The following is a 26,866-nucleotide window of genomic DNA, read 5'->3' as shown; positions in this document are numbered from 1 at the left end:
CTCACTGCAAGTGTTCCGGCGCATCCGCGCCGGTATCCGGATGCGGCTGCGGGTTCGGTTCGAAGGTGGCGATCCGCGCGGCCCAATCGGCCACGCCGTGCTCGATCAGCCTCATCGCGTAGTCGTAGACGTAGCGGCTTCGGCGGTACGGATCGGGAACGTCGGTCTGGTAGCGCTCGGTCAGGCAATACACACGGCCGCGCGTCATCGGGCAAATCCGCTCGATCAGATGGCGATGTGCGACCTCCATCACCAGAATCAGGTCGGCCCACCGGCAGGTTCGTTCATCGACGCGTCGGGCCCGATGCGCGGACAGGTCGAAGCCGCGCTCGATCAACAGCGCATTCATCACCGGGTCGACCGCCGTCCCGCCGATCGCCGCGACGCCGGCCGACTCCACCGTGCGACCGGGCAGCGCGCGCGACAACAGCGCCTGCGCGGCCGGGCTGCGGCATACGTTGCCGGTACACACCACCAGGATCCGTTTCATCATTTCGTGACGATCGCGGCCGTCAGGCCCGCGTTGATGGCCGGCAGCAGTTGCGCGAGCACGCGGCCGAAGCGCGCGAGCTTCGTGCTGTCGACGTACACGACGTCGCGCGGCTGCAGCTCGAACTCATTGGCGAGCACCATCGACACCGGCGAGCTGCCGTCCAGATGAAACACCTGCGCCTGCCGGTCCGCGCCGGCGCGAATCACGTAGGTCTGCCTGGGATCGGCCGTACCCTGGTTCACGCTGCCGGCCTGCGACAGCGCGTCGGCCAGCGTGAGCCGGCCGTTGCGCAGCGGCAGCGCCGTCGTCGGCTTGTTGACTTCGCCCATCACGTACACGCCGAACTGGTCGCGCGCGCCGACCTGCAGCAGGTCGCCGTTGCGCAGCACGATGCGCGACGGATCGACGCGCTCGCGAATCAGGCCCGGCAGGTCGACCGGATAGGCGGCACCGTCGCGCACGAGCGTCATGCGGCTCTGATCGGCGTCGGCCGTGAAGCCGCCCGCGCGCGTGACGGCTTCGAGCAGCGTCATCGGCGTGTCGTTGAGCGGGTGCGCGCCCGGCGCACGAACTTCGCCGTCGATGTAGACGCGATTCGCGCGATACGACGCGACGCGCACCGTCAACTGCGGCGCGACGAACCACTTCGACAGCCGCGCGCGCAGCGCGGACTGAATCTCGCTCGTGCTCATGCCGGCGACATGCAGTTCGCCCACGTACGGAAAAGCCAGGTTGCCGGCCTGATCGACGACGAAGCCCGCCGGCGGATCGGCAGCGCGCACCTGCTGCGTGCCCGGATTGCCCTGCGCCGCGGCCAGTTCGGGGTGATCCCACACGGTGATCTGCAGCACGTCGCCCGCATCGATCGCGTACGGCGCCGGCACCGCAAAGAGCGCCGCGCGCGTGCGTTCCTCCTGTGCGCTCGCCTCGCGCCGCTGGGCCGCGATCAGCTCGCCGTCGATCGGCCCGATCGGTACCGATGCCGCCGCTTCACCCGAAGCGGGTGCGTTTCGCGGCTGGCCGGACGGTGCCGCGACGATGCGATGCATCGACACCGCCAGGCCGCCTTCGTATGCCTGCGTCGCGATCCCGCCATCCCGCGCCGCATCGTGCGCGAGGTTCATATGCATGCCCGGTTCGATCGTGCAAGCGGACAGCAGCACGACAGGCAAGACCGTCATTGCCGATCGCAAGCGTTGCGCCCGTGACCCGGGCCGTTTTCCAGTTTCCATTTCCATTGTCCAGAGCGTGTGCATCGACGCGTCATTCAATAGGCATTGCGATGCGTGAATCCATACAGGGCGGTCGCCGCCACGATCCTTACGTCCATCGCAAACGACCAGTTGTTCAGGTAATAAAGATCGTGCTCGACCCGCTTCTGCATCTTCTCGACGCGATCCGTCTCGCCGCGATGCCCGTTGACCTGGGCCCAGCCGGTGATGCCCGGCTTGATCCGGTAGCGCTGGATATAGCCGTCGACAAGGGGCTGGTAGAAGCGGTCGTGCTCCACCGCATGCGGGCGCGGCCCGACCACCGACATGTCGCCCTTCAGCACGTTGAAGAACTGCGGCAGTTCGTCGAGGCTCGTGCGTCGCAGCAGCGCGCCGACACGCGTGACGCGCGGGTCGCCTTGCGTCGCCTGCCGGACTTCGCCCGGCTCGCGCGTGTCCGGCACGCGCATCGTCCGGAACTTGTAGATCGTGAAGATGCGCCCGTAAGCGCCCCTGCGTTGCTGCCGGAACAGCACCGGCCCCGGCGACGACAACTTCACCGCCAGCGCAACGACGGTCATCAGCGGTGCGATTCCGATCAATGCCAGGCCCGCGAACACGCGATCGAACACCGCCTTGCCCACCAGCGCCCGCGCGGACAGCGGCGACGAGACGAGATCGAGCGCGTGACCACGAAGCGCCCCGTTCGGATGAAGCGGCGTCATGCCGGTGAGGTCGGGCATGAAGCGGATGTCGACCAGATCCTCGGCGAACGCGTGGACGATCTCGCCGACGCGATCGGCCTCCGACAGCGGCAGCACGATCCAGATCTCCCCGACGTGGGCGCGACGCACGTACTCGACGAATTCGGCCAGGTCACGATGCACGGCCGGTTCTTCCGGCCCGATCGGCGACGAACCGGACATGTCGAAGATCGCGGCGATCTGGAACGACCGCCCCGTTTGCCGCGCATCGCGCCCGACGAGCGTCCGGCAACGTTCGCGATGCCCGACGAGCGCAACCGGTTTGCGCCGGGCATGCCGCGCCGCCGCGAAAACACCGAGACACCACCGCGCGGCCTGCGACACGACGAGCGCGACCGCCGACAGCGCGAACCAGCCGGCTAGCCAGCCGAGCGCGACCGGAAATTGCCGGTCGTGCGCCATGACGGAAATCGCGCCGACGCACAACGCGACGGCCAGGCAGGCCGGCGCAAGCCACACGCGACGCCACGACAGGCGGCGCTCGGGATCGCCGTACACACCGACCAGCGGAAACAGGACCAGCGCGCACGCGATCGAAACGGCGATCAGCACGGCATCCGATCCGGCAGACGGCGAGCCGCCCAGCCAGCTTCTCGCTGCCCATGCGGTGACGACAAGCAATACGGCGTCCAGCAACCTGAACCGTGAAGCCGTTCCGCGAACGGCGGGGGTATATCTAGTTTGGTTGAACGAAGGCATAACCCTGGGCGATCATCCGTCGCGATCGATTGGCGACGGAACGGCGGTGCATCTACACGCAATGCACGCCACGCCGGCACGAATCGAATCCCGGACCGATGATCGATTTCATGTGTTGTTTAGTAATGCGAATCTGAATCGATTGACATGGACCTTCAATCAAACGTCACGGATCGTTAAATTTCGCACCTGGCTGACGTGGCCCAACAACTTCAACGAGACCGACGCCCTCTGCTTACCGCAAGCCCATCGCTTATCGAAACGATGTAAGACTTGATACTGCCACTACGATCTGGTGTTTTAAATCGTTCATGTCCTAAACTAATTGGCATAGAGCCATTACTTGTCCCATTTGACAATGAGGCCCCTGCCTACAAGGCGTGTCTATTGATGTCAAGTGACCGAGCAAGCCTCGTGATGTGTGCCGGATCATTTCGCGAGCCGGTGTGAAAACACTGCCATCCCGCGAACGCGATGGCCGACGACTGCGACGCGTGTCGGTGTTGCGACAAGAGGCGGCGTCAATGCGCCGCTACGCATGGGCGGCAGGTTTCGCCGCGCGTCCCGAGCAACGCCCGCCAGCGCTACTTACGCGTGTTGTTTCAGGTGACAGCCGGCTCGGTATCGACGCGCATCGGCGTCGCCTGTTCCGACATGACGTGCCGGCTCGGCGGCGAATTCGAGGATTTCGACTGCAGCAAAAAGGCGAGCGTGTGCCGTGCGCTCGTCACGCTGCCGCTCGTGCGCAGCCGTCACGGCAGCGTCAGCGTTCGCTTCGCGTACGAGAGCAGGAAAGTCCGCTTGGGACGTGATTGAAATTTTTCAGCGAGATCGCTTGAGGGGCACGGCCCGGACGTAAACGAAATACCGCCGGCAAGCCGGCGGCAAAAGATGCGCCACGGATGACGTGGCGCACCTGAGGCACTCGATTCAGCGAGCGCGGGTCATTGAGCTGTGAATGACCCGTGCGACGCTGCCGCGACGGACGCGTAAAACATCGCGACCAGCGCACCTTGAGTGAGACGACGGGAAAGGTTGGTCTTCATGTCGTTATCGTTCGATAGAGTCGTTGTTCGGCTTATGCGTCCATACGAACTTCGATAAACCCCCGGCGTGGCGCGATGGTGGTCTCCCCGCTGCCGCCCCCGTTGCTTCCGGCCCGGTCAGTCGTACCAGTACGTCCGATTTCAGACGCCGCAGTACGCCTAGCCCGAGTACCAGTAGCCGCAATAGACGTCACGCCATTGCGTGCGCCATTTCCAGTCTTCTTCGTCTTCTTTCTTCGCCTTGCGCGCGAACTCGAGCAGCTTCTTCGATTCCTTGTCGCCGCGGAAATAACGCAGGCCGGGATCGTATGCCGCCTTCGGCCGGGCCTTCGCGGCCTGCTTCAGCGCGACGACGCGCGCAGCAATTCTTCGAGCTTTTCACCTCCGCGAGCTTGGCTCGCAACCTGGTCGCGCGCGGCGCAGCGGATACAATCCGCCAACGCCGACACGCTGCCCAAGGCTCTCTCAGGTTCTCTCTTTGAATCGTTCCGTCACTACTTCATTGCCGCCGCTCTTCGCTGTATCGGCTGTCGCCGGCATCGATCCCAAACATGACGCAGCAAACAATAGTGACGTGGTGAGCAATAATAATGGAGAAAAATGGCATGTCAAGGTCCTTCGCTTTTTCAAAGCTTGCGTGACGCGTCACTTTTGATATCCTCTTCCTCGCCCAAAACCCCTGGAGACCCCATCGAGATGCCCAACAGCGAGCAGGCCAACGTCGATCTGATCACCGCCAACAAGGTGCGCGACCTCCTGAACCGGAACGGCATTCCGCCGCGCAGTCACAACACGACGATCGCGAACGTGCTCGGTCTCAGTTTCTCGGTCGTCACGCGCAAGATGAAAGGCCTGATCCCGTGGAACCTGTCGCAGTTGCAGGACATCGCGACGCACTTCGGCGTGCCGCCCGCGATCCTGCTCGACGACAAGGGCGCGCAGCCGCCCGCGGCCGAGATGGTCGACGCGACGCTCGTGATCGAGTCGCGGCGCTTTCGCTGCCGCGCCGCGATCTCGACGAAGGCCAGCAGCCAGATCGAAACGGATTTCGTCGCGCTGCAGTGGCAAGGCGAATGGATCGTCACCGAGCGTCAGCACGCACGCGAAGGGCGCACGTATGCGGTCGACGTCGTCGAGCTGCGCTCGAGCCAGCCGAACGTGTACGCGGCGCGGATCGCCGTGGTCGACGATTCGCGGGACGTCGCCGAGACGGTATGTGAATATTTCATCGAAAAAGGCGTGAACGCGATCCCGTACTTCGACGGCGCCACGTTCCGCAAGGCGCTGGAAGTCGAGGATTTCGACGGCTACATCCTCGACTGGATGCTCGGCGACCAGACCGCCGCCGATCTCGTGCGCGGCATCCGTTCGAGCGAGAACAGCGGCGCGCCGATCTTCCTGCTGACCGGCAAGATCTCGACCGGGGAAGCGAGCGAGGACGAAATCGCGCACATCGTGTCCCACTACAACGCGCGCTGCGAGGAAAAGCCGGTGCGTCTGCCGATCCTGTTCGCCGAAGTGGCGCGCGAACTGAAGATCGCGCTGCCGGCCGTGGCTGCCGCGAGCTGAGACCGGAACGACACCCCACCACCGCACGACCGAGGGAAAGACATGCGAATTTCAACCATCTGGACCAAGAGCCTGCTGACGGCCTGCCTGCTCGGCATGGCCGCCGCGGCATGGGCCGCTTCGTCGTTTACGTTCACCGTCGACGGCAACATCGACAAGAGCAACCAGCAAGGCAAGACGGCGTACGTGTTTTCCGAGCAGGCGCTGATGGCGCTGCCGCAGCATACGATCGTCACGTCGACGAGCTGGACGCCGAAGGCGACCTTCACCGGCCCGCGCCTGTCCGACGTGCTGAAGGCCGTCGGCGCGCACGGCACGCAGATCGAATTCCACTGCATCGACGAATACACGTTCACGATTCCCGTGTCCGACGCCGACCGGTACGGCGTGATCCTCGCGCGAACGATGAACGGCAAGGTGCTCGGCAACGACAACTACGGCCCGCTGTGGATCATGTATCCGCGCGACCAGTATCCCGACGAGCTGAAGACGCCGCTCGGCGAAGCCAAGTTCGCGTGGCAGATCATCGGCCTGACCGTGAAGTGAAATGACGCGGCCGCGGCGGAAAAACAGAAAGATCATCCTGGTCCTCGGGTCGCTGTGGATCACGGGATTCGCCGCGTGGGCGTTCCTGCTGTGGGATCTGCTGGCGACATCGGTCAACGAGGGCGTGCTCGAAGGGCCGCGCGAAGGCGTGTTCTGGACGGCCGCGCAATACCGGAACGTCTATACGCGGTTCGACCGGCAGCTGATCCTCTACGCGACGCACGAGGACGACGATTTCGATCGCGTGCAGATGCAGCTCGACAGCCTGTCGGTGTCGTTCGGGTTCCTGCAGCGGCCGTCCGAGGTATCCGAATACTGGCTGCGCATCCCGCGCGCGCGCAACGAGATCGCCGCGCTCGGTGAATTCATGGCGCGCCTGAAGCGCGACGTGCCGTTGCTGCGCGGTGCGCCGAAGCATGCGCGGCAGGTGATCGACGACGTCAATGCATACTGGCCGAAGGTCAACGGCCTCGCGAACTACTTCCGCGCGATCGAGATGGCGCAGCGCGATTTCACGTTCCATCAGCTGAAGGAAAAGCAGCGCGCGATCCTGACCCTCGGCATCGTGCTCGGTGTGATCCTGTGCGCGCTGTTCCTGCTGCTGTTCTATACGATGCGCACGCGCGACGATCTGCTCGAACGGCAGGACGCGGCGCTCGACGCGGAACGCAAGGCATCCGATCGCGCGTTCGAGATGATCGAGGCAAAGAACGCGTTCCTCGGGATGGTCAGCCACGAGCTGCGCACGCCGCTGCAGGCGATCTGCGGGTCGATCGAGATCCTGCTCGCACGCCCGCAGTCCGACGCGAACCTGAAGACGATCCGGCGGCTGCAGAATTCCGCGCTATCGCTCGAAGCGCTCGTCAAGGACCTGACCGACTACATCAAGCTGCGCTCGACGAAGCGCCTCGCCGAACTGGAAACGGTCGGCATGGCGCCGCTGCTCGCCGAAGTGATCGAGCCGCTGCGCGACAAGATCGCGGCCAAGCGGATCGCCGTCACGCAGCAGGTCGAGCCGCACGATCTCGCGATCCGCTCGGACCGCAAGCTGTTGCGGCAAGTGCTGTCGAACCTGATCGAGAATTCCGTCAAGTACACGCTCGGCGGGTCGATCAAGGTATCGATCACGCTCGCCGACGCGCCGGCCGGCCGGCAATTGAAGCTTGCCGTGCGCGACACGGGCACCGGCATCGCGAAGCCGCACCTGTCGAAGATCTTCGAGCCGTTCTACCGCGCGAACGACGCGGTCGGGCTGCACGTGGACGGGATCGGCATGGGGCTCGCCGTCGTGCGTGAAATCGTCACGACGCTGCGCGGGCATGTGGACGTGCGCAGCGTGGTCGGCGAAGGCAGCGAATTCGTCGTGACGCTGCCCGTCGAAGTGCCCGACTTCGTCGAGGCCGCCGGCGAAGCACCCGCGTGGTCGGCCGCCGCCGCGCATCGCGACCTGCGCGCGCTGGTCGTCGACGACAACGACAACGCGCGCGAAACGCTTGGTGCGATGCTGTCGGCGCTCGGCATCGAAGCCGATCTGTGCGGCACCGGCCAGGAAGGCGTCGCGCGCTTCGGCACGGGCCGCTACGACATCGTGGTGCTGGATCTCGAACTGCCGGACCTGAGCGGCTTCGAGGTCGCGCGGCGCATTCGCGCGGTCGCTCAACCGGGCGACGACGGCCGACATCCGGCAATCATCGGCGTCAGCGCCTATGAATCGGCAGCGCTGCGCGAGAACGAACAGGTGTTCGACGAATTCCTGCCGAAGCCCGTGCACCTGCGCGAACTCGGTGCCCTCATCGAGAAGCTGCTCGGCTGAATCGGTATGCCGCGTGCAAACGCGCACGGCGTCGCGCCGGCACTGCGTCGCGCGCTTCCGCTCACGTCCCCGATTATTCGCCGATCAGATGCAGCACGATGTCGCGCCGGTGCGCCGCGCGGCGATGCTCGAACAGGTAGATCCCCTGCCAGGTGCCGAGCACCATGCGCCCGTGCTCGACCGGAATCGACAGCTGCACCTGCGTAAGCGCCGTGCGCAAATGGGCCGGCATGTCGTCGGCGCCTTCGGTGTCGTGTTCGTAGCGCGTGTCGTCCTCGGGCGCGAGCGTCGCGAAGTAGCGTTCGAGATCGCGCTGCACCGACGGATCCGCGTTCTCCTGGATCAGCAGCGATGCCGACGTATGCCGGCAGAACACGGTGAGCAGGCCCGTGCGGATCGACTGCTGGTCGACGAACGCGCGCACCTGCGACGTGAATTCGACGAGGCCGCTGCCGCGTGTGTCGACGGCGACGTGCGTGATGGCCTGTTGCATGGCGATGCCTTCAGGCCAGCGCAGCGAAGCCGTCGGCTTCGATCTGCTTCGCATCGGCGGGGCGCACGACGCGCGCGACTTCGACGCCGTCGCGCAGGAACACCAGCGTCGGCCACAGCTTCACGCGGAACGAACGGCCGAGCGCGCGGCCCGGGCCGTCCTCGATCTTCAGATGGCGCACGGTGGGGTGTGCGGCGAACGACGCCACGATCGCAGGTTGCGCGCCCGCGCAGATGCCGCACCAGTTCGCGCCGAATTCGATGACGGTCGCACCGGCGAGTGCGTCGACTTCCGCGCGCGTGGGCGCCTCTTCGGAATAGCGTTGCGGGGTGTGCATCGGGGCCCTCATGTGTAACTCTGGAACGTGACCGCACCGGGTCGGCGGGTGCGATCGGCGATCTCCTACTGTAGCGGAAAAGCCGGCGCGATGCCGGCGCGCGCGGGCACGGAAGCCGGCCGTCGCAATGGCCCGACGCCTTCCGCGCGCCGCCTGTGCATCACGCGCAATTTCCGTTCCGCCATCGCGCCGCCGCCCTCCGGATGACACGACAAGAATCGGAGCGCCGCGCGGCCGCGACGGGATCAGCATGCGGACTGATCCGTCAACGAAACGAAGGCCCCGACCATGAACGCTCCGCATCGCGTCACCGAACCGAACATCCTCTATTTCGGCACGCCCGTCGTGCTGGTCAGCACGCTGAACCCGGACGGCACAGCAAATCTCGCGCCGATCTCGTCTGCGTTCTGGCTCGGCTGGCGCGGCGTGATCGGCATCGCCGCCAGCTCGCAGACCACCCGCAACCTGCTGCGCACCGGCGAATGCGTGCTGAACCTGCCGTCGTCGGCACAGGCGCACGCGGTCGACCGGATCGCGCGCACGACGGGTACGTATCCGGTGCCCGACGGCAAGCGGGCCAGGGGTTATGTATACGAACCCGACAAGTTCGGCACGGCCGGGCTCACCGAGGCGGCATCGCAAACCGTGTCGCCGCCGCGCGCGCTCGAATGCCCGGTTCACCTGGAAGCGGTCGTTGCGGCCGCGCACGGCCTCGCCGATGAAACGCCCGACCTGCGCGGCAAGATCACGCTGTTCGAGCTGCGCATCCAGCGCGTGCACGTGCATCCCGACCTGCTGATGGACGGCCATCAAGACCGCATCGATCCGGATAAATGGTCGCCGCTGATAATGAGTTTTCAGAAGTTTTACGGCCTCGCGCCGCAGCAAGTGCACGCGTCGCGGCTCGCCGAGATTCCCGAGCGCGCATATCGCAGCCCCGACATCGAGCGCTCGCGCGACGCGGGCGCGCCGGCCGCGCCGGCCGGTGCGCCGCAGCCGATCGGATAAGATACGGCCGGCCATCCTCATTGGCCCAAGACCGAACCGACGGAGTGTTTTCAGTGATTCAAGCTACCCCAGTATTCAAGGACAACCTCGCGCAATTGCCGGCCATCGACGGCATCGCGCGCATCGATCTCGTCGGCGCGAACGGCGACGTGGTCGCCAGCATCGAGAACCAGCCCGGCAAGCAGGGTTCGCTCGCTGTGTACCACTACCTGAAGCAGGCGTTCGGCGCGCTCGACGCGAAGGCTGCCGAACATGGCCTCGCCGTGTTCGCGGAGCACACCGCCGACGCACGCAACCGCCCCGGCGCGCACCCGAACGTCGATCGCCTGCTCGCGATCATCGCCGGCGGCGAAGCGCTGCGCATCGACGTCGTCGCAAAGGGCTGAGCAACAGGCGGGCAATGATGCCGCGCGTCGATGCGCGGCATGCTCGTGCATCGCGTCAATGAGCGCCGGTGCATACCGGATCGCCGTCCTGCCCGCACATGCCGTGACGCATTTGCCTGTATTCGATGCGATCGATGACGGCCTCGGCCGTCACCCATATGGGGCACCGTCGCCGTTGCCGCCATCGCGGCGATCCCGTTGCTGCAGATGCGCTACGGCACGTCGGAAGGGTTTGCGCGAGTCGTGCCGTGGGGTGGTCACGCGTTCGTGCTGATCGTCGCGCTGGTCGCGCTCGACAGGCGAGGTTGGACGATTGCGAGCCTGTCGGTCGGCCCGCACATCAGCGTCCAAGGGTACGCGCCGTGTCATTCGGAGAATGCAGGCGATATGCGAATGGAGCGGTTGTCCATTTCGCATCGAAACGTCGAATTATCCCGCGTGGCCTTCACACGCCGGATACCCCGGAATCTTCACGACGCGCCCATGCACGGGCAGCGCCCCCCGGGTAGACATTGAAATCGTCGAGCTTATGGCCATCCGTCTCGGCACCCGTTACGGGGTAGCGCACGGTACCTGTCCGACGTCCAACCGCAGATCGCCGTCGTCGATCGCGGCTACAGGGGCGTCACCATCGATGGGGTGAAGGTCTATCACCCGGGTTTGCGACGTGGCATCACACGATGCCTGCGCGCGATGATCCTCCGCCGCAGTGCGATTGAGCCGGCCATCGGCCATATGAAGGCGGACGGCAAGCTCGATCGCAATTGGCTAAATGGCACGTTGGGCAACGCGATCCATGCGGTGCGGCGCCGGCCACAATCTGCGGATGATTCTGCGGAAACTGTGGCTTTTTTACGCTCTGATTCTTGCCGCCCTGCTCAATCGCGGGCCGTTGCGCTAGCGACGGCATGACACCGCCGCAGAGCAAAACGAATTATTCAGGGCAAAGCAAATAATCTGCCTAGCGCGACTCACAGATATTCGACGCTTACAGTTGCCCGGCTTGTTACCGTGCCGGCCCGCACCTGCTCGCCAGTTGCGACATACTCGGCAAACATACTTAGTTCAGAATTTTTGTCCTTCATTGCAGCAATTCGCATGTTCCCATTATTTTCACCATTCGCTGCGATTAGCCTTCCATCATCGACAGTCCCGAGATTGACCGCGACACCGCGCGCCGAACCCATATTGGAGAAAGCACTTGGCAGTACACTGTTTGGCGTTCCATTGAATGTGTAAATCACCGCGTACTTGCTTGCGTCACATTGCTTCAGGCTTATCGAAAACTGCGTACGCCCCGCAGTTTTTCCGGCGGTGGACAGCTGATTCGACTGAACGGGCGGCAAGTTCACAACGTTGTTCAAACCACTAATATCAGGTATGCATGTAAATGCTCCCACCACAATGGATCCACTAACGTTTTCCGCGTAAGACTTACCCGGCACTGTAATCCCCCCCAACTTCATGAAAGTACGCGACGACATGCCCCATTGTCCTAAACCAATTGGCGCATCGCTGCTAAACGCCTTCATTAAAAGCATCGAATAGGTAAGCGTAATTGTTGTCGGAACGAAGCTACCCTGAACAGTGTACCCGGTATCAACAGGACTCCCGTTAGTCATCTGCGAATAAGCTACACCCTTATATCTAACACCCGAAATATAGCTATCCAGAGGACCGCCGTTTGTCTCTGGATTTAACCACAGTTTAAGTGGCGTCTGAGAATTATTTGTACAAGTAAATGTTTTAGTAATAGTCGCCGATTCCCATACTACCATCCCCTGTGGACCACCGGAAGGAAGCATATAAGGATTTTCCACAGATGAAGGAATCGTCGAGGAACCCTGCATCGCCCCGGTGCCTGCCTCTTTGCAAACAACTGCATTTGCCCCGCACGAAGCGAAAAAAGTCAACAATAATATGAATCTAAAAAACTTGTCCATTCAACGCATCCTCCATAAACACCACCCACCTCAAAACCTCAACCATATCGGGTAGTTTTTGACAATTTTAAATTAACTTCCATAAATCGGAAGCATGGCGCACCTGAAATCCACATTACGGAAATTTCATATTCGATCCACGTGACTCTAGTCTGCGCGCCCCCGATCCTTTAATTTGCGCTTATGCGGTCCGTGGCGAGTCGGCAAACACTCTTGACCTGTTGATATCCAACGACCTTCGTGCGTGATTTTTCGCGCACGGGAAGTGAATAAGCGAGGTTACATTGCGACGCTCGATCATCTCCCCACTTGACGGTCAGACTTCCGTCGTCGTTCAGTCGTCTCGCGATAATCCTGCTCGCCTGCGCAACGACACCCACTTCGTTTCCGCCTTCATCGAGCACCGTGGCACCGAATGGCAGCGGCGTGCCGTCGGCGAAGCGCGCCACAACCATCGCCGAACGCCCGGTAATCGTGCCGAATTTGAGTACCGGCACAGCGCCCGCTCGTGGTGCGACCTGCTGGCTGGTTTCCTTCAATTCGACGTCCATCGACAGCCCCTTCGGATCCAGTCCGATCGTATTAAGGCTGTACGGCGTCAAGAACGGTACAACCGCATACCCTCGGCTGTCGACGCGCACGCCGGACGCTGTCGTGACTCGCGCACCATCGGCCCCCGGCGCTTCGACGATGCCGAATGTCTCCGACAGCGGCTGCGAAAGCGTGACACCGCCCGGATGGGCCACAATGGCGCCGCGCACGCCAATCGAGCCCTGCTGGTAGTCGCGGCTCACGCCCGCGCTTGCACTCAGCTCCGCATGTGCGCCGCGATATACCACGCTGCCACTTCCGTTCGTGCTCGATGCGCCGGAGCCAGACGTATTGTTCATGCCAACGTTGTACGACAGGTTGTTGTCCACGCCAAGCGACCCGGACAGAGTCGATTGAACCTGCGTGCTGCCAGTCGTGTCATGGGAAACATTGGCCGACACCATGACCGGTTTCGTCGTGCCGAGCGGGATCGCCACGCTTGCGTAATAAAGCGTGCTCATTTGACCGCCGATGCTTCGCTGCCTCGTCGCGGACAAGTTATAGGAAATACTCCGGAATGAATTGTTATAGCCAACCGAATAATTGACGTCCGATCCAGACCGGTTCCAGTAATTGGACGCCGATGCGGTCACATTCAAGCGCCCACGACGTTCGCCCAGATTCTGGCTCAAAGTCAACGATGCGCGATTGCGCTGTCGCCATACCGTGTCGATCGATCCGTGCTCGCGCACGCTCTCCCGGGCGATCATCGCGTCGTTCAGGCCAAAATAGCCACTTGTCGAATATCGATACGCTGCAAGGGCAATGTCGGTACCGGTAGACTGCAACGATTTCGAGTAGCTGACACGCATACTGGAACCGTTGTAGCGCTTCGCGCCCGGGATCGATGTGCTGGCATAGGTGATATCGGCGCCAACCGCACCAAACGACGTATTGAACGCAGCCCCCATCAGCACCGACGCGTAGCCTTCAGCGACGGTGACGCCCCCGTACCCGGTGATCAGGTTCGACAGGCCGCGTTGCCACGTCGCCTGCGTGAAAAGCGGGTTGCCCGAAATTTGCTGGTTATGGACTACGCCAGCAACAAAGTTGTAGCGGCTGACACCGGGTCTCAACGACAGCGGCACGGCCGCGTACGGAACCGAAAAGGTATGGATCGAACCGTCGGCCTCCGTCACGGACACGATCAAGTCGCCGCCATATCCCGTGGGATACAGATCGTCAATCTCGAACGCCCCTGGAGCCACCGTGGTTTCATAGAGCTTGACGCCATTCTGCTTGATCGTCACCCGCGCATTGCTGTTCGCAACACCTCGGACGGTCGGTGCATAGCCGCGCAAGGATTCAGGCAGCATCCGGTCGTCGGTCGAAAGGCGCACACCTCTGAATTGCGTCGAGTCGAACAATTCCCCGGATGTAAAGGTTTCACCCATGACCAACTGTGACGACAGCGACGGAAGGTCGCGCTGCACATAAGTCGAAATATTCTGATAACGGCTCCCCCCTCGCGAATCCCACGTATATGCGCCGTCGTGACGGAAATGCCAGTTTCCCGCGTTGAAGCCGGCATTCAAACCCAGGTAACCGTGCGTGCTTACCGCGCCATCGCGAATCTTCGAGCTGTAAAGATTGGCGTTATAGCCGAGCATCCCGGCAGTTACCCCCGAACTCCATTGATCCGGACTTACGTAACCGCGCGCAGCGCGCTTCAGAAAAGCCTGAGGAATGCTCAGCGTAAGGCGTTGCTCGGAAAAGTCGAAGCTCGCGCTGGCGTCCGGCACGAGTTGTCCGATTCGAAGACACGCTTTGTCAACCACAACCTGCTTGGCAAGCTCGGGCGACAGCTTTCCAAGATTAAATTCGATGCGACGCAGAAGGTTTTCGTCGAAACATGGCTGCGCGTCGATCGTACCGGGCGATGCACGAAAGGAGATATCTGTCCGCGCGACCCAGTTAGGCCCGACATACAGGTCGACGTTGTATGTGCCCGGAGGTACCGGATTGCCTCGCTCGAACCGGGACAAATCGACGCGATGATCGTTGCTCTTGCCGAAAAAGCCGCTATCGAATTCGACCTGGGCAAATTGCGCCTGCGCAACCTGCATAGTATCGGTCATTTCTGCGCGCGCCGTCCCCTGCCAAGCGGCGAGGCTCGACAGAATCAGCGCGCTAATTGGCCTGAGGCAGGGCATCTCAACGAAATCTCCCAGGCTTTGATGACCAGCCGAAACCATTACAGAACTCTCCCTTTAATTCGCATTCCGAATTTATTGATCACCTTGACAAACCCACAGTGGCACGACATGCCAAACCGAGATCAACGACTCAATGTGAATGATGATGAGACAAATCGAATGCGGCGATAAATCGACACATCATTTTTAACTAACATAATCTTCAGTACGCGCCGTACTATTTACCGAACGAGATTGTCTTCTCGTTGGTATCGCCTGCGCCCCAATCATTCAGACTGGAATATGTGACGGTAATGTTCGAGGCAGGGACTGTATGCATACCGTCGACAGGAAACAGTTGAGTCGCACCAGGCAACACTGCTCCAGATTTTGCATCGAAGCTATTCCCGTCAGTCTTGATAGCGACGCTTCCGATATTCACGACGTACGGTGTCGGATTCGTTGCTTTCAACGCATATTTCCCGTTATCGCGTACCATTTCCCACTTCACCTGCGCCGGTGCATCCGACGCCTTTCCGGGCAGGCCATCGGGACGGAACATCACCTTGATGCGCGTTCGGAATGCAATTTGAATCTTGTTGCGATCGTCGTTCGCGGCCTTGGGCGGAACTTCGAGCACGTTCAGCCAGAACAGACTTTCCTTGTCTGTCGGCAACGGCTCATTCGTGTAAATCAATCGAAGCGACTGCCCTTTACCGGGCTCCATCCGGAACATCGAAGGCGTCAACGTAAACGGCACATCTGCTTTTTCCGGTGCCGTGTTTGCATTGCCATCGTCCAACCATGTTTGAACCAGCACCGGTGTGTTGCCATCGTTCGTAAGCTTGATCGTCACTTCGCGCTCTGCCGCGGGGAAAATCACACGGGTTCCAGAAATCACGACGCCGGCATCGGCATTCGCTGCGAATATCGTGGAAGCTAGCGCAAACGTGCGGAGGACATTTCGGATTTTCATATATTCGGTATCAGGTAATTCCGGGGAAGCGAGCACAGGAGAATCTACCGATCACGACAAGGTCGATTCCGTTGAACGGAGAGTCTTCTGAAAGCCTCCCCGTGCCTTGATTACTGATATTCAGTTTCAGGGAGGGTTTCCCCTCCCTGCTTCGATTACTGATACACCAGCGAGTATTGGACCTTCGAATTTGCCGTACCTGCCGTCACGGCATCGCTGGCGTAGTACTCCGCAAAGTAGTTCAGCGTTGCGGTACCGTCCGCAGCAATGTCGACCAACTGCGAATTCTGGTCGCCCGCCGAGCCGACCTTGATTTGCTGCTGCTTGTCGTTCAGCACGTTGATCTGAACACCCTTCGCGGTGTCCGCTGCGGCGTCCAGCGTGAGTCGGCCGCTCGACGCATCAACGTTCGCACCCGGCTCGAAATACACGCCAACCTTGCCGCCCGTCGTGCCACAATCGCTGAGAGCGAGCGTAAAAGGCGTGCGACCACCAACCGAACCGACCGACGGCAGCGCCGTGCTGCGCAACTTCGGCAGATTGACAGTCACGTCGCCGGTGGTGCCACCATTGATCTTGCAGGTGGACTGAAGAATCGAGCCGTTAATCGTGATCGTGCCGTCGGTGGCATGAGCGGCCGACGTAATCATCATCAAACCAGCCGAAGCAAGAAGTGCGGAAAGAATCTGCTTTTTCATATTTTGGTCCATATGGATAATAAAATATTTCAATACTCAAATAGCTGACTTATATAAATCGCCACCTGATGCGTGGACATCAATTCCACAGGAAACATTTTCAATCAATCGTTTCCAACAGCAAATAGGACAGTTCCTAGATCGCGGTCAGATACACTAGTACTCGTACGAATTTACTTCGCCCTCAAACCCAGGTCATTGATTGCAAAGTCGATTTAACAAAATTCGACGCGTGCGAAGGCCCCTCGAATCATGTGCAAATATGTGATGATGGTCTTGCTTCCAGCCTTATATCGGCATCCGAAATTCACACGCATCGTCGTCAGCGACGCCAATGGATACTCGAATCGGTAGTGTCGAGCGCTTTAGCACGGCGACCGACTCATGCATACCTTGCGGAATTAGGACGTTAGGACAGGGATGAGAGGACTCCCGTTGGGTGTCAAGCCTTCGTTGGCAAGCCAAGGGATAGTGATGCCAGGTATCGCGGCCAAAGAAAGCGGGCCACACTGACGCGATGGCCACGCGTTGTTCCATGGCCGCTGCATCGCAATGCCGATCGCGTAACTTACATCGCTGAAAGTCAGCCGACCTGCAACCGAGCCTTGCCAATTGTGGCATCGCGACAAGGTCGATTCAGTTGAACGGAGAGTCTTCTGAAAGCCTCTCCGTTGCCTTGATTACTGATATTCAGTTGCAGGGAGGGTTTCCCCTCCCTGCTTCGATTACTGATACACCAGCGAGTATTGGACCTTCGAATTTGCCGTTCCTGCCGTCACGGCATCGCTGGCGTAGTACTCCGCAAAGTAGTTCAGCGTTGCAGTACCGTCCGCAGCAATATCGACCAACTGCGAATTCTGGTCGCCCGCCGAGCCGACCTTGATTTGCTGCTGCTTGTCGTTCAGCACGTTGATCTGAACGCCCTTCGCGGTGTCCGCCGCGGCGTCCAGCGTGAGTCGGCCGCTCGACGCATCAACGTTCGCACCCGGCTCGAAATACACGCCGACCTTGCCACCCGTCGTGCCGCAATCGCTGAGAGCGAGCGTAAAAGGCGTGCGACCACCAACCGAACCGACCGACGGCAGCGCCGTGCTGCGCAACTTCGGCAGATTGACAGTCACGTCGCCGGTGGTGCCACCATTGATCTTGCAGGTGGACTGAAGAATCGAGCCGTTAATCGTGATCGTGCCGTCGGTGGCATGAGCAGCCGACGTAATCATCATCAAACCAGCCGAAGCAAGAAGTGCGGAAAGAATCTGCTTTTTCATATTTTGGTCCATATGGATAATAAAATATTTCAATGCTCAAATAGCTGACTTATATAAATCGCCACCTGATGCGTGGACATCAATTCCACACGAAACATTTTCAATCATCCATCGCGACCAACAAATAGGACAAATCTCAGATCCTCACCATAACACCTAGTACCCGTACGATTCCATTTCATTATCAAACTCAGGCCATTGATTGCAAAGTCGATTTAACAAATTTCGACGCGCGCGAAGGCCCCTCGAGTCATGTGCAAACATGCGATGATGGTCTTGCTTCCAGCCTTATATCGGCATCCGAAATTCCCACGCATCGTCGTCAGCGACGCCAATGGATACTCGAATCAGTAGCGTCGAGCGTTTAAACACGGTAACCAACTCATGCATGCCTTGCGGAATTAGGACGTTGGGACAGGGATAAGGGGGGGCCCATTGGACGACAAACCGTCGTCGACAAGCTCACTGATAGTGAGGCCTGGCAACAAGGCCGATGAAAGCTCGAAGGCAATCTCACTGTCGGACGGTACGGCCACGCTTCCCTACGAGGCACAATACGCAGCGGTCGGTGGCGGACATCGTCGGATTCTGTCAATACGTCGGCGGTCTGCTCGATCATGTATCAGTAATCGACGCTACCGCTCGCTCGATGCAAATCACGCCGGCACCGAACCCGCGAAGCGGCGGTGCGTGAACGGATCGCCGTCGAGCGTCCGCCTCTCTGTTAGGGCAGTGGGTGTCGGAAAGTTCAAGCAGCGATGCGCGGCACGATTTCCGTCCGTCACGAACCAACGACCAATGCCCAAGCTCATTTTCCACGCCTGCCCGAACCCGGCTCGTCACCTGCCGACAGCCGTCCGAGCGCCAGCCGGACGGCTGCCTCGGTCGAACTCCACACGCGTTTCAATGCTTCCGGGCCGCCGTCCCGCATCGCGTGCTCCGCGCTTGCGCACGCGTCGCGCGCTTCGGCGTCGCCCGCCAGCGCGAAACCGCCGCGCATCGAATGCAGTTCGATGCGCAGCGTATCGGCGTCTCCGCTCGCGAGCGCAGCACCGATCGCCGCGAGCGAATGCAGCGTCGCGTCGTGCAGCGTGCGCCGCACCTCGTCGGTCATCGCGGGCGCCACTGGCGCTTGCGCTTGCCCGTGCGCCGGTGCGGGCGACGCCGCGTCGCGCCCCGCATGCCGCCGCAACGCCGCGTCGAGCGTCTCGATCGACAGCGGCTTGAGCACGACCTCCACCGCGCCGGCCTGCGCGCAGCGCCGGCGATCCTCGTCGGTCGCATGTGCCGTCATCGCGATCACGGGCACGCGCGCGCCCTGCTCGCGCAGGAAGTTCGCGAGCGCGAAGCCGTCGAGTTCCGGCATGCCGAGATCGGTCAGCACGACGTCGTACGGCCGCTCGAAGAACGCGCGCATCGCCTCGATGCCGTTGGAAACGATCGTCGCGTCGTAGCCCAACGCGTCGAGCTGGTCGCGCAGCAACGCCCGGCTTGCCGGATGATCCTCGGCGACGAGCACTTGCAGCGGTTCGTCATCGGCAGCTTCCTCGCGCGCGTCAGCCTCCGTGCCCACGTCGGAATCCGCCTCCGCTTCGTACCCGCGCACGGTATCCGCGAACGTCCCGGGCTCCGGCGTATCGTCCCGCCAGCCAGCCGGCGCTTCGGGCAGCGGCAACGCAGCCACGAAAGCAGTGCCGTCGCCAAGACGGCTGTCGACGCTCAGCTCGCCGCCCATCAGCGTCACGATGCGCCGGCACAGCGGCAGCCCGAGCCCCGTGCCGCCGAAACGCCGGTAGATCGACGCATCGGTCTGGATATAGACGTCGAACAGCGTCGACATGCTGTCCTCGGGAATGCCGATGCCCGTATCGCGGACGGCGATTTCGACGCCGCGGCCTGCCGGGCCCGCCTGGGCAAGCCGCACGTCGATCGTCACGCCGCCGCGCTTCGTAAACTTGATCGCATTGCTGACGAGGTTCGACACCAGTTGCCGCAGCCGCGTCGGGTCTCCCACGTAACCATCGGCAAGATCCGGCGCAATCCTGCAGGCAAGCGTGAGGTTTTTCGCATCCGCGAGCGGGCGGAAGATTGCGGCCACGTCGTTCACGACACGGCGCAGGTCGAACGGGATGCTTTCGAGCGCCATCTGGTTCGACTCGGCCTTGGACAGGTCGAGCACGTCGTTGATCACGCGCAGCAGCGCATCGGACGACGACATGATCGTCCCCAGCCGGCGCCGCAGCGGCGCCGCCATCTGCGCGCGCTCCATCAGCTCCAGGTTGCCGATGATCGCGTTGAGCGGCGTGCGGATCTCGTGGCTCATCGTCGCGAGGAACGTCGACTTCGCCTTGTTCGCGAGCTCGGCGGCTTCGCGCGCCTCGCGCAGCTTCTCCTCGGCCTGCTTGCGGGCCGTGATGTCGAGCAGCGTGCACAGCAGCACGTCGATCCCGCGGTACTTGGTGCGCACGATGTGCGCGTCGAGATAGACGGTGCCGCTTCCCGCGCGCTCGACGGCCAGCTCCCGCGTGACGCGCGCACGCGCGTTGCCGGCGGGCGCGCCGTCCCGGTACGCGCGCCACAGCCGCTTGCCGAGCGGCTCGCCCGCCACGCCCCGCTCGTACGCGATCATCGCGTCGTTGCGCACGATCGCTTCGCCGTCGACGAACGACAGCAGCACGAGCCCGGCCGGCGCCGTGCGGATCAGCGCCCGGTTGAGCGCCTCGCTTTCGATCAGGCGAATCGCACGCCGATTCGCCGGACGCAGCGCCCGCCTGTCGAACATCACGATTGCGATCCACAGCAATGCGATCGCGAAGAGCGCGGGCGCAACCGTCAAGCTCGCGCGCAAGGCTATGTCGCTCAGAACCGCACGCCATGAGATGGTCGCCATCACCACCTCGTCCGATCTCGGTACCCGGTCGCTGACGACGAAGTTCATGCCGACGCGATGTGCGGCCGCTCGCTCGCCGGCCTCGTGGCGCGCATGCTCGAGCGCGGTGGCCACCATCGCACCGTCGGGTTGCCCGCCGAGCAGGAGATTTCCGCTGGAATCGATGAGCGCGTATTCCCTGCCGGCGCCCGGTGAGCGCAGTATCCCCTCTATCAGCGGCAGGCTGTTGATGACGAACCAGACGACCGGCTTGCCGTTCGCGCCGCGCACCCATTGCACCATCCGCAGCACGGAGCGTCCGAGCACCGGATCGAATCGCCGGTCCAGCGCAATCGCGTTTCGACGAACGGCGGGCGCGGTCGATACGGCCGCATCCGCTGTCGATGCGGCCGTATCGTTTGTCGTCGGCAGCAGTTGCTCGGCCAGTGCCCTCACATCGAAACCGGCTGGCAGTGCAAGCGCCCGCTTCACGAGCGGATGCCCTGCCGCCACGATGAAATCTCCGTTCGGATCGATCAGATAAGCGGAACCGCCCGGATCGGCCGGTTGCGGCGGGGGCAGGACGCCCGTCACCTCTACCCCCTCGAGATAGCGGGCGAGGTAAGGCAAGTGACTGTTCGCCGATGCGGCCGGCGGGATGTCGGCGAATGCGGCGATCGCAATTCGCCCTTTGCGCCCGACGAACGTCTGCTTGCCGTGCTTGCCGGCGAGCAACCCGGGCAGGCCCGGCGAATTTTCAGCGACGCCGGCCCACTGCAGCTCCATGTCCTCGACATAGCGATTCCGCAGCGCACGCATGATCTCCACCTCGGCAACGAGTTCGGCCCTGCGCCCCGTGAACTCGACGCGGAAGCGCTCGAGCGACTCCTGCACGTCGAGCAGCAAAACGAGCGTTGCGCACGCCAGAATGAACCCAGAGATCGCCGCGCCGCTGGCATACAGCTGAAACTGCTGCTGCCGCCGGACGCGCCCCGGTTCGAATGGCTTGCGAACGGCCCCGGTGGCGTACGAAACAATTCTTTTGAGCTTTGCGGGCATGTCGTATCGATCTCGTTGCTCGTGGCCGGGCATACCGCATCATTCGCCGATGCCGGCGCATCGCCCCGCGGGAAAACGGGGTAGTCGTTCGCGTGGCGTGCCTGCGCTCACACGCGATGCGTCACTTCGGCGGAGTTTGCCCGGAAGCTGGCCGGAGCGGCAGCCGGGCCTCGTGCGTCACGTCGACGCGGCATCGTCGTCGGACGCACCGGCGAGATTTTGCTCGTCGTTGTAACGGATCAGATCCGCGTCGCGAACGATCCCGAGCTTCTTCATCGCGCTCGACTTCTGCGAACTGATGGTTTGCTTGCTGCGATGGAGCTGCGCGGCGATCTCTCCCACCGTGTAGCCCGCGCCGAACAATCGGACAACCTCGATCTCGCGTGTCGTCAGTGCGCGGGTAGCGGGCTCGGATTCGATGTCCTGCAGGAGCTGCTTGATATACGGCGACATGTAGTTCGCACCGACGTACGCGGCATGCACGGCGCCGATCAGGTGCGAGATCGCGTCCGACTTGCTGAGGATGCAACTCACACCCTGCTTGTGGATCGCGCGCAGCACGCTCGGGTTGTCGATCATCGTGATCGTCACGATATGCAGCGCCGGATAGCGGCGCTGCAGGAACGACAGCAGCACGAGCCCGTCGCCGTACTTGCCGCCCGGCATCACGTAGTCGAGCACGAGCACGTCGCTCTGCTGCGCGTCGAGCGCCGCGACCAGGTCCGTCGAGTTCGAAACGGTGCCCACAAGCTTGATCGTACTGTTGCCTTGCAGCGACTGCGACATGCCGAGCGCGGACGCCGGATGATCGTCGGCCACCATCACGCGCACAAAAAATTCGTCCATGTTCCTGTTTCCCCGAGGCTTTCAGTCACGCTTCCGGTCCCCGCCGCGACGGGGAGCATGCTCGCGCCATCGCGTCGATGGCTGGCCATATTAGGCGCACCGGACAAATAATGACTCAATTTTAAGATAAATCCCGGTTCGCCCTGCAATTAGCGTGGGCCACGCGGCGGACGACAGGTGCCGGCGCTCGTGATACGCACGACCTGTCCGCACGGACGCGCCGCGCAGATTGCCGAAGTTGACGACGGCTCGGCGCCGTTACGGGATACCGGCTACGCTCTCACGCAGCGCGGTCGGGCCGCGACGCGGCGCTATCGGTGGCTCGAATCGCCAGGCAGGTCATGCGGGTTGCCGTCCACCCGATTTTTCCACTCGTTCAGCGTACGGCGCCGCTGAACCGGCGACATGAGCAGAAACTCGTTCATCATCGTCAGGAATTCCCGACGGGACTTCTCAGAGAGCGCGGCAAAATCGAGCAACAGTGCGAATACCTTCCCTACGTGACGCACGACGTTCCCCTCCAGTATTGATTTGAATTCTGCCGCGCGACGTGAACATGCGCCGGCACCCTGCCCTTGTTGTTTTGGATACGCGCTGACGCGTACGCTGCTGTTGGTTACTTGTCATACAAAGCTGTTTCATGATTGGTTGAGCCCAATGGGCAAGCGGCCGCGCATGGCTCCTTCGCCGAAGCCGCGGCACGCCGCTGCCACGCATGCGCAAGCGCGCCGCGCAAGTGACCGAGCGTCACGGGTTTTGTCAATACGCGCCGCACACCGGCTGCCGCGCAGCGCTGCATGCCTTCGGGTGTCAAATGCGACGTCACGACCAGTACGTCGCACGCGGGATCGACGCCGCGCGCTGCTTCCGCCAGTTGGTGCGCGCGCATGTCGGGCAGATCGTCGCCGATCAGCAGCACGTCCCATTCACCGCCGGCCAGCGATTCGAGCGCCGCACACCCCGATCCGACCTCGGCTGCCGTACAACCGAGTGCGTACAGTTGCTCGCTGAAAATCGAGCCGTTGATGGTTTCGTCGTCCGCGACGAGCACGCGCAATGCGCGACTGCCGCGCTCGGCGGCCGCGCGCGACATTTCAGCCGCCGCCGAATCGCGAGCGTGCGAATCGTCACGCCGCGGATCGTCGCCCGATACGGTATCGATCCGGCTTTCGTCGCTCATCGGGCCACCGAGCAGCGGGCCGCCGAGCGCCAACGCGGCACGCAAGCCGCCGAGCGAATAACTCGACACGCGTACCGTGTCGCCGGCACGATACGGTTCGAGCGGGCCGTCGGGTATCGCGAGTATCAGCCGCTCGCAATCGCTCAGGCTGGCCAGATCCGCGTGCGACCACGTGTCGGAATCGCCGAACAGCACGACCACGCCCCGTCGCGCAACGCCGCCCGGCAGACTCGACGGGCTGTCGTACACGCTGACGTCGAATCCCCATGCCTGCAGATGCGGTAACGCGAAATCGCGCCACGCGGGATGCGCGGCGATCAGCGTCAGCGCGTGTGCGTGCGCCGCGCGCGGCCGGTCGAGCGTGACGACGTCCATACCGAGCGGCAGAAGCACCGTGAAACGGCTGCCGGCGCCCGGCTCACTCTCCACCGCGATGCGGCCGCCCATCGCCGCGACGAGCCGGCTGCACAGCGCGAGCCCGAGACCGGTGCCACCGTAACGTCGCGTGATCGACGTATCGACCTGCGAAAACGCCTTGAACAACTTGTGTCGATGTTCGGTGGCAATGCCGATGCCCGTATCCTCGACCTCGATCGACAGTTCCGGGGCGTCGTGCCCGTCGGCGACGACGGCAACGCGCACGGTCACGCTGCCCGCATGCGTAAACTTGAGTGCGTTGTTCAGCAGATTGCGGAGCACCTGTGCGAGCCGCGTCGGATCGCCGCGCATCTGTTGCGTGCTGCTCGCATGGATCTCGCAGAACAGCTGCAATCCCTTCGCCTTCGCGATCGTCGCGAACGCGTTCAGCTCGCGCTCGACCGTCGCACTCACGTCGAACGCGATCGATTCGACCGACATCGCGCCGGCCTCGATCTTCGAAAAATCGAGAATGTCGCTGACGAGCGCGAGCAGGCTCTTCGCCGACGTGCGCAGCGTGTACACGCGGCCATGCTGGACCGCGTCGAGCGCCGAGCGCTCGAGCAGTTCCAGGTTGCCGAGAATCACGTTCAGCGGCGTGCGGATCTCGTGGCTCATCGCCGCGAGGAACGACGATTTCGCGGCGTTGGCCGAATCGGCCGCGCGCACGGCCTCTTCCAGCTGCTGCACAAGTTGCCGCTTCGCGGTCATGTCGGCGACCGCGGCGATCAGCACGTCCGTGCCCTGATAGCGTGCGCCGCACGCGATGAACTCCAGGTTCAGGTGCGCGGCTTGCGTGTCGCCCAGCAGCAGGTCGCCGTACAACACGCCGCCTGCGTCGCCACGCGCCTGCCATGCGTCGGCCACCTGGCTCGACAGCGCGTGATAGTCGCCGCCGATCCGCTCGACCACGTCCGTCAACGCGGGGCTCACGAGCATGAAACGCCCGTCGTCGCGCGCGATCAGCCCGAGCCCGATCGGCGCCATCTCGATCACGCTGCGGCACAGCGCTTCGCTGTCGAACACGCGCTGCGAGCTCGCGTAGAGCGGCACGAACTCCCGACGATGAAAGCGCAGCAGCAGCACCCACATGACGATGAGCGCGAGCAGCGTCGCCGCGCCGAGCGTACCGGCCGAACGTGCGACGCCGGCCGCGATGTCGGCCCACGACAGCGCATACGCAAGCGTCCAGCCCGTCGGTTCGAGCTTGCCGTGAAACAGCAGGAAGCCGTTCCGGAATACGGGTGCGCCCGACGCCGACGCACCGCCCCGCGACGGGTTCAGCTTCAGCAGGCTTTCCACGCGATCGGCATCGCTTGCCGACGGATCCATCGTGACGAGCCGGCCATCGGCCGTCGTGATGTAGAACATGCCTTCGGGGCGATAGTCGGCGAGCCAGGACAGCAGGTAATCGGGCGGATATTCGGTGACGAGCACCGCGAACGGCTTGCCGTTGTCGCGCGCCTCGGCCGCGAGCCGGATGCGCGACTGCCCCGACACGGGATCGGTGAACGGCGGCAGCCATCGCACGTGCGGACGTGCATCGATGATGCCCTGATACGAGTGCTCGAAATCGACGCGCAGCGCGTCCAGTATGCGTGCGCGGCTTTCCGGCGAAACCAGCGCGGGATCGTCGCGGTCCCGATGGGGGATCAGCGCGAACAAACCCGTGCGCGTGCTGTAGTGGTAGCCCTCCAGCGTGCGCCCGCGATTGATCGAGCTGGCCGCGCAGATACGTGCCAACAGGACCGACAACGACAGATAGCGCGCGACTTCGGCCCGATCGCCGGTGCGCGCGGGCACGCCGACGACGAGGGAAGGATACGGACGGGTCGCGACGCGCTGGTCGTTGAGGAGGAACTCGTCGACGATCGGCGCCGGCACGTCGCTGGCCTCCTGCCAGATCAGCTGCGCGTTCGCGACGCCGTTGCGGAACGAGGTTTCGCTTACCTGGATTTCGTTGAGCGTCTGCTCCAGGCCGTTCAGGTAGTTGCGCCGCGCCCCTTCGACATAACCCGAGACGATCGATGCCATCCCGAGACCGCAAGCGATCAGGACAAGGATGGTAACGACGATTCCGCCGCCGAACACCGAAATGCTCTGATAACGACGAATCGATTGAAGCGGGCTCTGCGACATGGCGCGCGTTGACGATCGCGAACGCGACCGGAACGACGTCGTTCCGGCACCCGTGACCGTCTCGGAAAACACCTAGAAAATGAAGGGATTTCCGATCATGCCAAAGGCTCGCGCGGGCGTCCTCGTCGCATGAACCATTTCGTACATATTAGATAGAACTGCGCCGCACTTTCGGACTTGACCGAATCTTGATGCGACAAATACGCGTCGTTTTTTCGCATTGCGTCGACTGAGCGTTCGGCGGATCAACAGCTCGGGCAATGCATTTTGTTAAAGTTTTCTAAAGATTTGCCCCCGATCGCGCTGCCACCTCGACGCGTACTGGCGGCGCGCATACCGACTGTTCCAATGATTCTCCGGCCATGCCCAACTCGCCGCCC

20 protein-coding genes and 2 pseudogenes are annotated in these 26,866 nt (G+C 62.5%); 7 read left to right on the top strand and 15 right to left on the bottom strand.

From position 1 onward, the window contains the following. Window position 1 precedes the first annotated feature (1 nt). The 3 genes from ACM6JT_RS07210 to ACM6JT_RS07200 form a co-directional block, all read right to left on the bottom strand. Entirely contained in the window at window positions 2-490 is a 489-nt protein-coding gene (locus ACM6JT_RS07210; protein ID WP_414856216.1) for a low molecular weight protein-tyrosine-phosphatase, read from the bottom strand. Then, window positions 490-1,674, bottom strand: coding sequence for a polysaccharide biosynthesis/export family protein (locus tag ACM6JT_RS07205; RefSeq protein ID WP_279512540.1), 1,185 nt, complete (start codon window positions 1,672-1,674; stop codon window positions 490-492). The genes ACM6JT_RS07210 and ACM6JT_RS07205 overlap by 1 nt, the downstream gene beginning before the upstream one ends. 86 nt (window positions 1,675-1,760) lie before the next feature. Further along, on the bottom strand, window positions 1,761-3,167 hold the full coding sequence (locus tag ACM6JT_RS07200) for an undecaprenyl-phosphate glucose phosphotransferase (RefSeq protein WP_414856174.1): 1,407 nt from the start codon (window positions 3,165-3,167) through the stop codon (window positions 1,761-1,763). A 474-nt stretch (window positions 3,168-3,641) separates the two neighbouring features. On the opposite strand from ACM6JT_RS07200, the gene ACM6JT_RS07195 reads away from it, so the two are divergent. Beyond that, window positions 3,642-3,983, top strand: a complete 342-nt coding sequence (locus ACM6JT_RS07195) for a hypothetical protein (RefSeq protein WP_414856173.1) — start codon at window positions 3,642-3,644, stop codon at window positions 3,981-3,983. Between the two features lie 389 nt (window positions 3,984-4,372). Here ACM6JT_RS07195 and ACM6JT_RS07190 read toward each other — a convergent pair. After that, a pseudogene (locus ACM6JT_RS07190) lies at window positions 4,373-4,570 on the bottom strand (hypothetical protein); the annotation flags it as partial. Between the two features lie 142 nt (window positions 4,571-4,712). Beyond that, entirely contained in the window at window positions 4,713-4,862 is a 150-nt protein-coding gene (locus tag ACM6JT_RS07185; RefSeq protein ID WP_414856172.1) for a hypothetical protein, read from the bottom strand. A 47-nt stretch (window positions 4,863-4,909) separates the two neighbouring features. Between ACM6JT_RS07185 and ACM6JT_RS07180 the strand changes: the two genes are divergently transcribed. The 3 genes from ACM6JT_RS07180 to atsR are packed head-to-tail and all read left to right on the top strand — an operon-like array spanning window position 4,910 to window position 8,141. Continuing rightward, window positions 4,910-5,782 carry a helix-turn-helix domain-containing protein gene (locus ACM6JT_RS07180; RefSeq protein ID WP_414856171.1) on the top strand — a complete coding sequence of 291 codons (873 nt, stop codon included), beginning with the start codon at window positions 4,910-4,912 and terminating at the stop codon, window positions 5,780-5,782. 42 nt (window positions 5,783-5,824) lie between these two features. After that, the gene (locus ACM6JT_RS07175) at window positions 5,825-6,328 is read left to right on the top strand and encodes a molybdopterin-dependent oxidoreductase (RefSeq protein WP_034181887.1); all 504 of its coding nucleotides are present in this window, start codon (window positions 5,825-5,827) and stop codon (window positions 6,326-6,328) included. A gap of 1 nt (window position 6,329) precedes the next feature. Further along, window positions 6,330-8,141: a hybrid sensor histidine kinase/response regulator AtsR gene (gene atsR, locus ACM6JT_RS07170; protein WP_217588613.1), complete on the top strand. Its 1,812-nt coding sequence runs from the start codon at window positions 6,330-6,332 to the stop codon at window positions 8,139-8,141. A gap of 73 nt (window positions 8,142-8,214) precedes the next feature. Here the strand turns inward: atsR and ACM6JT_RS07165 are convergent, their stop codons facing one another. Next, window positions 8,215-8,634, bottom strand: coding sequence for a secondary thiamine-phosphate synthase enzyme YjbQ (locus ACM6JT_RS07165; protein ID WP_217588612.1), 420 nt, complete (start codon window positions 8,632-8,634; stop codon window positions 8,215-8,217). 10 nt (window positions 8,635-8,644) lie between these two features. Continuing rightward, complete coding sequence (locus tag ACM6JT_RS07160; protein WP_414856170.1) at window positions 8,645-8,971, bottom strand: thioredoxin family protein; 327 nt, start codon at window positions 8,969-8,971, stop codon at window positions 8,645-8,647. 288 nt (window positions 8,972-9,259) lie between these two features. On the opposite strand from ACM6JT_RS07160, the gene ACM6JT_RS07155 reads away from it, so the two are divergent. The 3 genes and pseudogenes from ACM6JT_RS07155 to ACM6JT_RS07145 all read left to right on the top strand — a co-directional run. Further along, window positions 9,260-9,979, top strand: coding sequence for a flavin reductase family protein (locus tag ACM6JT_RS07155; protein WP_414856169.1), 720 nt, complete (start codon window positions 9,260-9,262; stop codon window positions 9,977-9,979). A 53-nt stretch (window positions 9,980-10,032) separates the two neighbouring features. Then, window positions 10,033-10,365, top strand: a complete 333-nt coding sequence (locus ACM6JT_RS07150) for a DUF2322 family protein (RefSeq protein ID WP_414856168.1) — start codon at window positions 10,033-10,035, stop codon at window positions 10,363-10,365. Between the two features lie 564 nt (window positions 10,366-10,929). Continuing rightward, a pseudogene (locus ACM6JT_RS07145) lies at window positions 10,930-11,266 on the top strand (IS5/IS1182 family transposase); the annotation flags it as partial. A 70-nt stretch (window positions 11,267-11,336) separates the two neighbouring features. Here the strand turns inward: ACM6JT_RS07145 and ACM6JT_RS07140 are convergent. The 8 genes from ACM6JT_RS07140 to ACM6JT_RS07105 form a co-directional block, all read right to left on the bottom strand. Next, window positions 11,337-12,308: a fimbrial protein gene (locus tag ACM6JT_RS07140; RefSeq protein WP_414856167.1), complete on the bottom strand. Its 972-nt coding sequence runs from the start codon at window positions 12,306-12,308 to the stop codon at window positions 11,337-11,339. Between the two features lie 170 nt (window positions 12,309-12,478). After that, on the bottom strand, window positions 12,479-15,094 hold the full coding sequence (locus tag ACM6JT_RS07135; protein WP_414856166.1) for a fimbria/pilus outer membrane usher protein: 2,616 nt from the start codon (window positions 15,092-15,094) through the stop codon (window positions 12,479-12,481). 178 nt (window positions 15,095-15,272) lie between these two features. After that, entirely contained in the window at window positions 15,273-16,046 is a 774-nt protein-coding gene (locus ACM6JT_RS07130; RefSeq protein ID WP_414856165.1) for a molecular chaperone, read from the bottom strand. A 119-nt stretch (window positions 16,047-16,165) separates the two neighbouring features. Then, window positions 16,166-16,708: a fimbrial protein gene (locus tag ACM6JT_RS07125; protein WP_414856164.1), complete on the bottom strand. Its 543-nt coding sequence runs from the start codon at window positions 16,706-16,708 to the stop codon at window positions 16,166-16,168. A 725-nt stretch (window positions 16,709-17,433) separates the two neighbouring features. Continuing rightward, a complete protein-coding gene (locus ACM6JT_RS07120; protein WP_414856164.1) occupies window positions 17,434-17,976 on the bottom strand; it encodes a fimbrial protein in 543 nt (180 codons plus the stop codon). An 808-nt stretch (window positions 17,977-18,784) separates the two neighbouring features. Beyond that, on the bottom strand, window positions 18,785-21,904 hold the full coding sequence (locus ACM6JT_RS07115) for an ATP-binding protein (RefSeq protein ID WP_414856163.1): 3,120 nt from the start codon (window positions 21,902-21,904) through the stop codon (window positions 18,785-18,787). 177 nt (window positions 21,905-22,081) lie between these two features. Beyond that, window positions 22,082-22,750 (bottom strand): response regulator, encoded by a 669-nt coding sequence (locus ACM6JT_RS07110; protein WP_034181875.1) that lies wholly within the window; start codon window positions 22,748-22,750, stop codon window positions 22,082-22,084. A 616-nt stretch (window positions 22,751-23,366) separates the two neighbouring features. Further along, complete coding sequence (locus ACM6JT_RS07105) at window positions 23,367-26,486, bottom strand: ATP-binding protein (RefSeq protein ID WP_414856162.1); 3,120 nt, start codon at window positions 26,484-26,486, stop codon at window positions 23,367-23,369. Between the last annotated feature and the right edge of the window lie 380 nt (window positions 26,487-26,866).

The sequence above is a fragment of the Burkholderia sp. IT-111MI5 genome (genome assembly GCF_949752865.1).
Taxonomy (GTDB): Bacteria; Pseudomonadota; Gammaproteobacteria; order Burkholderiales; family Burkholderiaceae; genus Burkholderia; species Burkholderia pyrrocinia_C.
Note: the sequence above shows the minus strand (reverse complement) of the source record. Positions and strands in the feature narration are given on the sequence as shown.